The 11215-nt window shown below is 64.1% G+C and carries 11 protein-coding genes and 2 pseudogenes; 9 read left to right on the top strand and 4 right to left on the bottom strand.

The annotated features are described in order from the left end of the window. Positions 1 to 284: 284 nt before the first annotated feature. Entirely contained in the window at positions 285 to 896 is a 612-nt protein-coding gene (locus LH475_RS05075; RefSeq protein ID WP_297413032.1) for a DJ-1/PfpI family protein, read from the bottom strand. A gap of 93 nt (positions 897 to 989) precedes the next feature. Here LH475_RS05075 and LH475_RS05070 point away from each other — a divergent pair, with 93 nt between their 5' ends. Further along, positions 990 to 1922: a helix-turn-helix domain-containing protein gene (locus tag LH475_RS05070; protein WP_297413031.1), complete on the top strand. Its 933-nt coding sequence runs from the start codon at positions 990 to 992 to the stop codon at positions 1920 to 1922. 307 nt (positions 1923 to 2229) lie between these two features. Here LH475_RS05070 and LH475_RS14515 read toward each other — a convergent pair. After that, positions 2230 to 2535 (bottom strand): annotated as a pseudogene (locus LH475_RS14515) (DUF805 domain-containing protein); the annotation flags it as partial. 145 nt (positions 2536 to 2680) lie between these two features. On the opposite strand from LH475_RS14515, the pseudogene LH475_RS05065 reads away from it, so the two are divergent. The 4 genes and pseudogenes from LH475_RS05065 to LH475_RS05050 form a co-directional block, all read left to right on the top strand. Continuing rightward, positions 2681 to 2866: pseudogene (locus tag LH475_RS05065) on the top strand (transposase); the annotation flags it as partial. A gap of 212 nt (positions 2867 to 3078) precedes the next feature. Next, positions 3079 to 3387: a hypothetical protein gene (locus LH475_RS05060; RefSeq protein ID WP_297413030.1), complete on the top strand. Its 309-nt coding sequence runs from the start codon at positions 3079 to 3081 to the stop codon at positions 3385 to 3387. 96 nt (positions 3388 to 3483) lie between these two features. Then, complete coding sequence (locus LH475_RS05055) at positions 3484 to 4827, top strand: type I restriction enzyme endonuclease domain-containing protein (RefSeq protein ID WP_297413029.1); 1344 nt, start codon at positions 3484 to 3486, stop codon at positions 4825 to 4827. Between the two features lie 205 nt (positions 4828 to 5032). After that, positions 5033 to 5845 (top strand): hypothetical protein, encoded by an 813-nt coding sequence (locus LH475_RS05050; RefSeq protein WP_297413028.1) that lies wholly within the window; start codon positions 5033 to 5035, stop codon positions 5843 to 5845. On the opposite strand, the gene LH475_RS05045 is transcribed toward LH475_RS05050, so the two are convergent. Continuing rightward, a complete protein-coding gene (locus LH475_RS05045) occupies positions 5842 to 6291 on the bottom strand; it encodes a DUF488 domain-containing protein (protein ID WP_297413027.1) in 450 nt (149 codons plus the stop codon). The genes LH475_RS05050 and LH475_RS05045 overlap by 4 nt on opposite strands. A 125-nt stretch (positions 6292 to 6416) precedes the next feature. Between LH475_RS05045 and LH475_RS05040 the strand changes: the two genes are divergently transcribed. Together LH475_RS05040 and LH475_RS05035 are read left to right on the top strand one after the other, a co-directional pair. Further along, the gene (locus LH475_RS05040; RefSeq protein ID WP_297413026.1) at positions 6417 to 7037 is read left to right on the top strand and encodes a hypothetical protein; all 621 of its coding nucleotides are present in this window, start codon (positions 6417 to 6419) and stop codon (positions 7035 to 7037) included. A 73-nt stretch (positions 7038 to 7110) separates the two neighbouring features. Continuing rightward, a complete protein-coding gene (locus tag LH475_RS05035; protein WP_297413025.1) occupies positions 7111 to 7530 on the top strand; it encodes a hypothetical protein in 420 nt (139 codons plus the stop codon). A gap of 55 nt (positions 7531 to 7585) precedes the next feature. Here the strand turns inward: LH475_RS05035 and LH475_RS05030 are convergent, their stop codons facing one another. Continuing rightward, a complete protein-coding gene (locus tag LH475_RS05030; protein ID WP_297413024.1) occupies positions 7586 to 8737 on the bottom strand; it encodes a hypothetical protein in 1152 nt (383 codons plus the stop codon). Positions 8738 to 9361: 624 nt separating this feature from the next. On the opposite strand from LH475_RS05030, the gene LH475_RS05025 reads away from it, so the two are divergent. Further along, complete coding sequence (locus LH475_RS05025; protein ID WP_297413023.1) at positions 9362 to 10171, top strand: metallophosphoesterase; 810 nt, start codon at positions 9362 to 9364, stop codon at positions 10169 to 10171. Between the two features lie 483 nt (positions 10172 to 10654). Next, entirely contained in the window at positions 10655 to 11092 is a 438-nt protein-coding gene (locus tag LH475_RS05020; protein WP_297413022.1) for a helicase associated domain-containing protein, read from the top strand. Positions 11093 to 11215: the final 123 nt, after the last annotated feature.

The raw sequence follows: 11215 nt of genomic DNA, 5'->3' as shown, positions 1-11215 counted from the left end.
TGATGGAGTGAGCCACCACAATCCGAGTGGAGCGGCGGCCGTGACTACTCCCACAACCGCTCCCCAGCCGATTGCTGGTGAGAGCATGGGCGTAGGCCACCGTAGTGTCTGGTCGTGCACCCTGATGTCGGCGGGGAATGGCATGGCGTCTCCTGGCGTGTATTGGCCTTGCGGCTGCGAATGGACTCGGAGTCAGAGCATGAAGTGGGGCGAATCCGACGGTTGCATGGCGCGCGGCACCAGGACGAGCGCCAAATTTCCGCCGTGCCATTCCGGGAATGAGCTCAGACCGGCGGCTGGGGGTCGTATTGAAGATCCCGCCGTACATTGCGGGCTCGGTCGACACCGGCGAGGCGCTCGACGAGATGGAGAGCCATGTCTATGCCCGCGCTGACCCCGGCGCTCGTAATCACGTCACCATCGTCGACGAAACGGTCTTCCTCCCTGGTCATGATCGTGGGATCGAGCTCTGCGAGCAGCCCCAGGCTCTCCCAATGCGTCGTCGCCGGCCTAGCCCGGAGTAGTCCGGCAGCGGCGTAGACGAGGCTCCCGGTGCACACGCTCGTCATGAGCGGGGTCGTCGCACGCTGAGCGCGTACCCAATCCAGATGCGCTTCGTCCCTCATCAGCGTCCGAGTTCCCTGCCCACCCGGGTGCACCAAGACGTCAAAGTTCGGCGCGTCCGCAAAAGAGTGGTGTGCACCGAGAACGAGACCCTTCGCCGCCCGGACCGAACGCCCGTCACGGGAGACGCAAAAGACCTCGTATCCGTCGTCCGGAAATCTGAGGGTCCAATTTGCCAAGACTTCCCAGGGCCCCACGGCGTCGAGTTCCTCGACGTCGTCGAAGAGGAAGATGCCAATGTGCCGGGTCTCTGTAGTCGTAGGAGTTGTCATGAGACACACGATGGCAGGGCCGTTCAGCAGACGAAAGTGGCAGGAATGCCACAGATCAAAAGAATTCTGCCTCAATCGTGAGACACTGACTCCATGCATCACATTGTGGCTCTGGCACTCCCCGACGTCGTTGCCTTCGACCTTGCGATACCGGCGCAGGTCTTTGGCCACAGTGACGAGCGCGAGCGCTACTCGTTCTCGGTCTGCGCGGAGATTCCCGGGCTGATTCCGACGACATCCGGATTCGCCATTGAGGCGACGGGTGGCCTGGACTCGCTACTGGATGCGGACACCGTCATCGTGCCAGGATTCGTCCCCCTTGGAGACCCGTCGGCCGCCGTACTCGACGCGCTGCGTGAAGCGTCTCGGCGCGGCATTCGCATGGTTTCCGTGTGCACCGGCGCGTTCGCGTTGGCGGCCGCCGGGCTCCTGGACGGCAAACGGGCGACAACTCATTGGCGAGACGCCGCCGAACTCTCCTCCCGCTATCCGCGCATCAGTGTCGACCCCGACGTGCTCTACGTCGTTGACGGCGGTATCAGCACAAGCGCCGGAGTCGCCGCCGGCATCGACCTGTGCCTGCACCTCGTCCGACAAGATTTCGGCACCGATGCCGCGACCGGGATTGCTCGGCGCATGGTTGTCGCACCTCACCGCGACGGCGGCCAAGCGCAATTCGTTGAGCGCCCTGTCGTCGCCCACTCTGAAGGGCTCGCTGCCACCTGTGCGTGGGCGGTCGATCACCTCGCAGAGCCCATATCGGTCGCCGACATGGCCAAACACGCGCGCTGGTCTCCGCGCACCTTTGCTCGCCGGTTCCTGGCCGAGACGGGCACAGCCCCCCTACGATGGCTCACGTCCCGGCGCGTCGACGAGGCACGGCGACTGCTCGAGGTCACTGATCTGACCGTTGAGGCCATCGCGCAGCGTTGCGGGTTCGGGACATCCAGCAACCTGCGATTTCACTTCGCGCGCGACCTCGCAACAACTCCCACAAACTACCGGGGAATTCACCGCGGGAAGTAGCGCACCGGCACCCATCCACTTGGAGTCGAAAGCTTCTTTGTGGAATAGACGTCAGCGAGGCAGCTAAACCAACAGTAATCCTGGTTCCCGCAAAAGCGGGCCCAATGGATAGCCGTCTGGCAGGGTTTGGGAGGAGCGGGTAGAAGCTTGTCGTCGAGACGGTGTGCATCTGCTGCATTTGGACCAGCGCGTTGGGTGGCGCGAGGTCAAGGAGGTTTTTGGAGGTGAACTTTCCCCAGCCGAGTGTGGCTAGGGGCGAGCTGCGTGGCGGGTCACCGCCCGCAGGAACATGTGTGCGGGAAGGTTGAGCGTTGAGCGCCCCGAGGATGATCAGCCCGGCGAAAGGGATCAGGCCCCAGAAGGCATGACCCCATCGGAAGCCAGCGTCTCGGAGTCTGCGAACCTCGACGGCGAGTGTCGGGACCAACACCGCGAGGCCCCAAAGTCCCGCGAGTGACGAGTTGCCGCCGTCGGCACCGTTGGTGGTGGCGGAGAGAACGACGGCGACAAGTCCCGTGAACAGCATCCACAACCAGAACTCCGGCCGACTGGCTCTGCCATTGAACTGGGCGTACTTGCGGAAGACAGTTGCGATTGCTTGCGGAAAATTCACGGCATGACCCTTCGTCAGCGGCGTGCACGTTGAACGCCGCAAACAGCAGGTTTGAATACCGTGGCCGGACCGTCAAGGTATGGCCCGGAAACAGCAAGATCCCATCACGTTGACCACAATGCTCGGCTGATCCCACCCGAAACTTGCCGCCATGCTCGTCAATGCCGAACCGGACCTGCTCGCACTCGTGGCGGTCCCGCGTCGTCACTGGCGCCGGATCTGGTCGACCAGCCCGCTGGAACGAGAGAACAGGGAGATCATGCGCCGCACCGACGGCGTCGGCGTGGTTCCCAACGCACCAGCCCTGCTGGCCTGGCTCGGCCGGTCCTGATCGAGCAGCGCGACGAATAGGAAGCCGGCGGACGTCGCTACTTCGCGGCCGCATCGATGCTCGAGCTGGCCAAAACGAACAACCCCACCGAGATCAATGACGAGACGGCGATCCTCGCGGAACTCGCGGACCCTATACTGAGGCATCGCTTCGCACGGCGTAGAGGAAAATTCACTAGTTCAGGGGACGTGACTCCAACCCGGGAGGCCAGCATGACCATCACCACCTCGATGAGCCGCACTCGTCCGCTCATCGGCATCGCGATCGCGATCGCGGGCATCTCCCTCATGTCCTGGGGATTCGTCGCCGGCATCGACGCCGCACTCGATGCCAGCAGGAGCGGCCCCGGGTTCTTCGTCGGGGTCTTCTTCGCCGGCGCCGCACTCGTCATCACGACAGCTGTACTCGCCGTGATCGGACTGTCTCGCGGTGAGCACCGAGGCCTGTGGATCGGCTCCCTCGCACTGTCGGCGCTGCCCGCGGTCGCGATTCTTGTGCTCGTAGTGCAGGCCCGGCGCTGACCCCGGTTCTCTTTGCCTTTTCTCCCGGGTGCTCGCCAGATGGGTGCGCCCGAATCGGTTCAGTGGTCGTAGGCGACGAGGGATCGTTCGCCGGTCGTGGAGCACGTGCGCCGGCCGTCGGACAACGAGGTCATCAACAGCCGTCTGCGCGATCCCGACGACGAACTCGAGCTCGTGATCGTCAAAGACATGATGCTCACCGGGTTCGATGCCCCGCCCCTGCATACCCTTTACCTCGACCGGCCTCTCAAGGGCGCCCTGCTAATGCAGACCCTTGCGCGGGTCAACCGCACCTTCCGTGGCAAGGCCGACGGGCTGCTCGTCGCGTACGCGCCGCTTGTCGACAACCTCGCGAAGGCCCTCGCCGAGTACACGGTGCGCGACCAGGCAGAGAAGCCAGTCGGCCGGGACACGGGCGAGGCGGGTGATCTCACCAAGGAGCTTGTCGCCCGAATCCGCGCCCTGCTTGCTGGCTACGACTGGAAGACCGTGCTGAACGCCGGGGGACCAAAGGCCTACATCAACGCGGCGACCGGCGCCACCAACTACCTGCGCGCGGTAGGGCCCGCGAACGCACCCGAGCTCGGTGCCGAGACGCTCGCTGCGCAATACCGCAAGTTCTCGAGCCAGCTCGCGCGGGCGTGGGCGCTGGCATCCGGGGGCAAGAACCTTCCCGAGCTGCGTCCAGAGATCGCGTTCTTCGAGGAGGTGCGGGTGTGGATGGCGAAGTTCGACGCCCGCGACCGTCAGGCCCGCGGCGAGCCGATCCCGGATGAGGTGCAGCGGCTGCTCGTGGCGCTGATCGATACGGCGACCGACGCGCAGGACGTCGTCGACATTTATGCGGCGGCCGGGATGCCCCGACCGTCGCTCGCGGACCTGACCCCCGGGTTCGTGAAAACCGCCCAGGAAGCACCTAACCCTCAACTGGCGATTGAAGCTTTGCCGGCGATGCTGCTCGAGGAGTCGGCGACGGCGGCGCGGAACAACGTCGTGCGGCAGCGGGCCTTCTCCGCGCGCATCGGTGAGCTAATGACCAGGTACACCAACCAGCAGTTGACCTCCGCCGAGGTGATCGCGCAACTCGTCGAGCTGGCCAAGGAGATCGCGGCCGAGGCATCCAGAGGATTGTCGTTCACGCCTCCGCTGAACACCGACGAGCTCGCGTTCTATGACGCCGTGACCCAGAACGAGTCGGCTGTCGAGGTGCAGGGCGAGGGCATCCTTGCCCAGATCGCCCGCGACCTCGTCGATGTCATGCGCCGCGATGTGCGCACAGACTGGACCGTGCGCGACGACGTGCGGGCCAAACTTCGGGCCTCGATCAAGCGCCTGCTCGTGAAAAACGGCTATCCGCCGGACAAGCAGCCCGACGCGATTCGCCTCGTGATGGAGCAGATGGAGTCGATGGCGCCGCGGTATGCGGACGATCGCAACTAACTGGCCGCTCCCAGACGCGGAGGAGTACAACACGTGAGCAAAGAAACGTCGGGAGACAGTGCAATGGTGTGGATCGAAGCGGACGACGGCGAAGGGGGAGGCGCACCAAGGCGCTTCAATTAAGGGGTTGCACTTGAAATGCTCTCAATTCTTGTAAATGTGCGTAAAGCTAGGGTCACTCACATAGGGAGGACGGTCCACGGCCATGGCAGCGGAAAAAGCGAAAGTTCTCGTAGCAGTGAAAGCATCTCCTGAGCCGTCGTCGACATACGGCGACACAGTCTGCGTCGCCGGCATTCGGTTGGACAGGTCCCAGCCAGAGTGGATCCGTCTTTACCCGATTCCCTACCGCCAGTTGGCGGACCCAAAAACGTTTCGGAAGTTCGTGGTGATCGACGTCGACATCAACGCGTCACCTCGCGATCCAAGACCGGAGAGCAGGCGCCCCGTTCTCGAGTCGATCGTTCCTCAGGGACAGCCGTGGGGGAATCGCGCCCGCGGAGCGCTCCTTGAGCCGATGGTCACCACGATGTGCCATCTCAGAGCAGGCTTAGATGCAGACATCAATGGCCCTTCGCTCGGCATCGTTCGCCCGGCGACGGTGAAACGATTGGCAATCACCAATCACCCTGGTTGGACTGGTGCCCAAACTCGCTCAATTGCGAACTTCATTGGCCAGCCCAGTCTCCTCAACCCCGATGCGCGCTTGATTCCGCTCGAAGCACCCCGATTCGAAGCGCGATACGAATACACGTGCGAGGAATCCGGTTGCAAAGGACACAAGCAACGGATTCTTGACTGGGAGCTTGTCGCCTACGAGCGCCGGCTCAAGAGTCAGTCGGACGAGCTGGCGCGAGCGTCCATCAAAGATAAATTCTTCGACATGATCTGCTCACCGCAGCGTCGAACTCACTTCATTGTCGGTAACTTCGCCGACGCAACGAAGCGCAAGAACTTCTCCGTCCTGGGTATGTACTATCCGCCAGCTGGTTCCGACTACGGCGCAACGCTGTTCTAGGCGTTTACGAGAGTTTCGAGACGGTCGCGTAGTTCGGCCAGAACCTCGTGGCGATGGCAGTGCCGCTCGCTCTGCTCGAAACACATGATGGCAACACGGGATGTCGAAGCGAGGTCAGCAATCGAGTCCAATGCGGCGGAGGACTGGTCGGAGGCGAGTCGTGCAAGAAAACGCTCCCGCGCCTCACGTCCCTCTGCCGATCCGAATTCGGCAAACCCTTGCCTGTTGTCCTTGGGGTTTCCGAGAACAGCCTCGTGCCGGTAGTTGATTCCCGCAACAGCGAGACCGGCCCGAAGAGCGGTCTTAGAGAACCCACGTTTGCGGGAGATTGCATTTAGGCGTACGTCGACGAGGGTTCGGACATTCCAGTTCACGAGGCCATCGACAAACGTTTCGAGGTCCTGTCCCTCGTAGCCGATACCAATCACGCCTGTCGCTTTGCCCATGTGCCCCAGTTAACCAGCATCGTGCCGGTTGTCCCCTTAGTTCGCTTGCAGACCTCCCGTCAACGTGTCAGTCGACGCCCAAAGACTCACGACATCTGCGCGGGGAAATCCGCAACCTGCCGCGCATGTCATTTCCGAGACCGCTGTCAGGTGGTCCGGGAAGGCACCACGTGCACGACAATCTCACTCCGGCCGCCCTGTGTGCGCAAGCATTCGCAGCGTTGCAGGCCGAGGAGACAGCCGACGGGTCGCTCGAATACTGGGCGGCTGATCAAGCTCTCTCGAGCCAACCAGAAGCATCCGGTCCGCTTCCGGGCAAGCGCGCGAGGAATTGGGCCGAAGCGCTCCACCGGCATGAGGGCTTCTGGCGCACTCATGGACGAAGCCCGCGGGAGAACACACGGAACCGCAGCTCCCTTCCGCCGTCTGAGCGGCACGCCGGGGAGTGGGCCCGGCGCCAGCGCCGTTACGAGCAAAATCTGACCCGGTACCAGGTGATTCGCCTCGACATCAGTCCGTCGTTCCGCTGGGATCCGCACGAGGCGGCATGGCAGTCGCGACTCGTCGAGTGCATCCAGCACCGCATCGCCACCGGCCGAATCCCGTACCTCAATGTCGTGGATGCCGCTGAGTTCAGTCTGGCCCGCTGGCTCGGCCGCCAGATGCGCCTGCTGCAATACGGCGCTCACCCGGCCGCCCGAGCAGAGAGGCTGAGGGCGTTTTTGTCCGATTCGCCGACCCCGTGACATTGGCCGACGGATCGACTGGCAATCGGCGGCGACGTCGCTAGCGTGGTCGGCAACGGACACGGAGTGAGTCATGGGTGGACGGCAGGCCGGTGATGCCGGTGAGGCGCGCGCCCGCAGGGAGGACAAGCTCTGGGACGAGCTGGTCGGTCCGTTCTACGACATCACCTCGGTCTGCCGGTCGCTCAATGTCTCGCCGGAAGTTGTGCGTGGGATGGTCCAGCGAGGCGAGCTCCTCGGGCTCCCACTTCAGGGCGGCGAGTTCATCTTTCCGTCGCGCCAGTTCGGTGTGCGCGTGGAGCTGCTGCCGGGTGTGCCCGAGGTACTTGCCGCGATGCACGCCAGCTTGGATCCGTGGGGAAGCGCCCTCTGGCTGTTTCAACCGTCACCGATCGAGTTCGACGGGCTTACGGCCGTGGAGATGATGCGTGCCGGACGGTTGGAACCCGTGCTCGCCATCGCGCAGGAACTCGGCAGGTTCTGGGACAGCTGAGAGCGCGCCAAATGGGGGCGGGCGCAACCTGCGCCCGCCCCCTGAGCTACGTCGGTTAGTGGGGAGCGGGCTGCTCGCTGCGGGCGGCAGCGGCGGCGATGGTGCGCAGGTTGGCGTCGGTCAGCACGATGGTGAGGGCCAGTTGCGCGGCGGCCAAGCCCTCGATGGTGGAAAGGGCCCCGGTCGCGTGCGTGAAACCGGTGCTCCGGTGGATGCGCGCGTTCAGGCACTCTAAGGAGTACCCGGCGTGACCGCGCGGTGCTTCCCATTCCGGACTGCCGCAGGGGAGGACCCGCTGGGCATGCATGCTGCCCTTCGCCTCCAACGCTGAACCCACATCGGCGTCCGGGGCGGCCGGGAAGCATCGCTTGTCCGCGTGCACGACGCCGATGGGCAGCCGGGTCAGGAGCGCGGCGCCCATGACGTTCAGCGCGGCGTCAGCCGACGCGGCGCTCGGAGGGTTCACGGTGGCCCCGATTGCGAGTTGGAGCTTGCGGGGCGCGCCCGCCTCCTCTGAATTCACGACCAGTGCGATGCACGCCGACCATCCCCACTTCGGGCTCGAGCTCCTGCGCACCCTCGAGTGGCCGCGACGGCTCGGTGACGCGAGAAGCTTTTCGCCGATGGCGAGGGAGATTGTGCCTTCGCGAAGGTTCTGAGGCTGCTCGCGGAAGGTCATCTGGAGGAAGGCGTTGGTGAATGTGTCGAGGCGCGCCTTCATGATCATTTCCCGTTCGGGGTCATGGGCGTCCAGCGCGGCCTGCGTCTCCGTGAAGGTGAAGGTGCGGCCGCGTTTCTGCGGGAAGGGATCCATGAGATCGAGCAACCGGTGATAGGCGTCGCCTGTCCGGCTGTACCAGCATGCCGTCTCGAGGTCGGTGTTCGACTCCGGCGTCGGGAGGCACAGCAGTTCGCGGGACTCGGGCGCAAAGCGGTGTTGGATCAGGTCTGCCAGCGTCGTAATCGTGTGCGGGGAGCGTTCGCCCGCGAGCAGCACCAGGCCGACGAGGATGACTCGGTCGGAGACGGTGCTGCGCTCATGGCCGGCACGCTGGTGCGGGGTGCGCCAGCTGGCGAGGAGGTCGAGCGCCCCGGTCTGTGTGACGCGGTCGTTGGCCTGAGCGACTATGTACGGGTCGATGATCCTGCCGTTGTCGGCGCCGTTCGCGGCGGAGGTGGGAATGTCGATGAGTCGGTTGTTTGTCATGCAGAGGTATGTGTGTGGCGCATTTTCGCGATTCGATTCATTTCGGTCGAGGATCGTCATTTTGCGTCTCTCTCCTCAGGTAAAGCACTGATCAGAAGCGTATAAAATCTTTCTAAGTTTTTCCGAATCTGGCAACGAACGGCTCGAATGTCGCCGCCTGCGCCCACGCGAAGCCCTTGTTCACGGTAACTCGGAGGTCGCTGGCCATACCGCCGACTCATCGACATTCCCACCGGTCGGCTGCGGCGGAGTGGGCAAACTCGAGTAGAACTGCACCTGTCGAGATGCCCGACAGGACCCACGAAGGGGAAGGCGGTGGGACATGTGATGATCACCGTGCACGTATGCACGTATGCACGTGTCGCGAGACACTCGTGCGGCCAGTCCTATCAAAGAAGGTGAGGGTGGCGGCGGCGCGAGTTCGGGTGGAGTCGGATCGACAGGTGAACCGCTCGAGTCCGCAGTGGATTCTCGATCTGGCGGACCTCGGGAGCGTCGAGCCTTCTGAGCGTCGAGCCTTCTGAGCGTCGAAAGGAACGTTCCGGTCGCCGGAGCTGGCTTCGACGACTTCGACGTCGATGAGCTCGGGACAAGCCCGGCATCAACAAAGGAAGCAAGGATCCGATGGAATCACTGTCGACAGCCGAGCGAATCGGAATTCTCGGAGACGTGCACGGCGATCTCGACCATGTGTTGCGGGTGTCGGGCGCGATGTCGACGCGCGACATCCGGATACTTCTGGTTCTGGGTGACTTTGGATTTATCTGGCCGGGCGCCAACTGGGACAATGTCGTCGCCAAGCTGAGCAAGAGGCTCCTCGCCCGAGGCCAGTCCTTGTTTTTCGTCGACGGGAACCACGAGGACTTCAGTCGGCTCTACCGTTTCCCCATCGGGCCAGACGGATTGCGGTGGATACGCCCGAACATCGCGCACATACCGCGCGGATACCGAACCCGCCTAGCCTCTGGGAGGACCCTCGCCGCACTCGGCGGCGCGAACTCCGTCGACGTTGAATACCGCCGGGAAGGATCCTCGTGGTGGCCGCAGGAGTCGATCACCGAGGCCGACCTCGACGCCGTCGGCGACGAGCCCGCCGACCTCCTCGTCGGGCACGACGCACCCCTGAACCTTCCCGGCCTCGATCGTCGGCTGGCCCAAACCGCCGACGAGTGGTCGTCGGCGGGGCGCGAATACGCAGCCGCTGGACGTCGCATGTTCCACCGCGGATTTCTGCAGCTGCGCCCCGCACTGTACCTCGGCGGCCATTATCACCACCACATCGACGAGACGGTCGTCTACGGCGCCGGTGACGACCGCTTCGAGTCGCGCGTCGTCCTCCTCGACAAGAACGGTGACCCGACAATCATCAGCCAAGGCATCCTGAACGTGACGACGTTCAACCTCGACCTGTTCTGCCTGGCGAATCGCACATAATCCAACCGCGCGCCGATGCGGGCTCCGGTGTGGGCTAGTCACACCACGTCACCGGCGGCGTCGGGGCCGTTTCGCAGGGTTCCACGGGAACGGCCACGTCGACGGGTGCTGATCGGTCACGTCGACCCCGTCGTCCCACACCTGCGTCCACGGCGGCTCGATGCCGTGTTCCCGGTATGCCTGCTCGAATGCATCTCCGCGGAACCCCGGGTATCCGGATCCGTTCGGTGGCTGGTCGTGTTCGTGGGCCATGGTGCTCCTCAGGCTCGAGCAGCCGGCCCTGCGACGACGATATTACGCCGCACGTAGGACCTTGCTCCAGCGCCAGTTCGTGGGGGGACGCCAGAACGCCGGGCACGACCGCGCCATCGCCACCCGGTGCTTGACCCGGGCTCCGGACTGATGGCTCGAGGCTCCATAACAGCAACGTGCCGCGCATGACATTCTGGGCGGCCGTGACCTCCGCCCGGAAGGGCACGCGCCATGGCGATGGAGGACGGATCGTTCGACCAGCTGGAACGGCGCTGGATGGCCAATTACGAGGAGCTCCGGTCATTCCGGGCAACGAAGGGAAAGTTGCCCCTCGAGGCGGGCGTGGGTTCGGAGGCGACTCTGGGTGGATGGCTGCGTAACCAACGACGACGGCACAAGCGCGGACGGATGCCGGCGTGGCAGGCAGACCTGCTGCAGCGGATCCCCGGCTTCGTCTGGGAGCCGGCGGTAGGGGCATGGTGGGTCAAGCTCGAGCTGCTGCGCGCGTTTCTTGAGCGGGAGGGGCGGGTGCCGCGTTACCGGTCATCGGATGCGGGGGAGCGGGAGCTGGCAGCGTGGGTGCACAAGCAGCGCCACAACTTTCGACACGGCCGGCTTCGGCCCGAGCGCGCTGCTGCGCTCCGCCGCCTGCCGTTCAAGATTGTGTAGGCGCGCGGGCCCGAAGCGGATTGTCGTCCAAAACGGGAACACGAACATCGATGGATGTTCGATTCTGGATTGATGCCGCCCATGACTGTCCAGCAACCATGGACGGTCTTGCGCGCCCGCACG

Source organism: Cryobacterium sp., assembly GCF_026786305.1.
Lineage (GTDB): Bacteria > Actinomycetota > Actinomycetes > Actinomycetales > Microbacteriaceae > Cryobacterium.
This window is presented reverse-complemented; position numbering and strand designations above follow the sequence as displayed.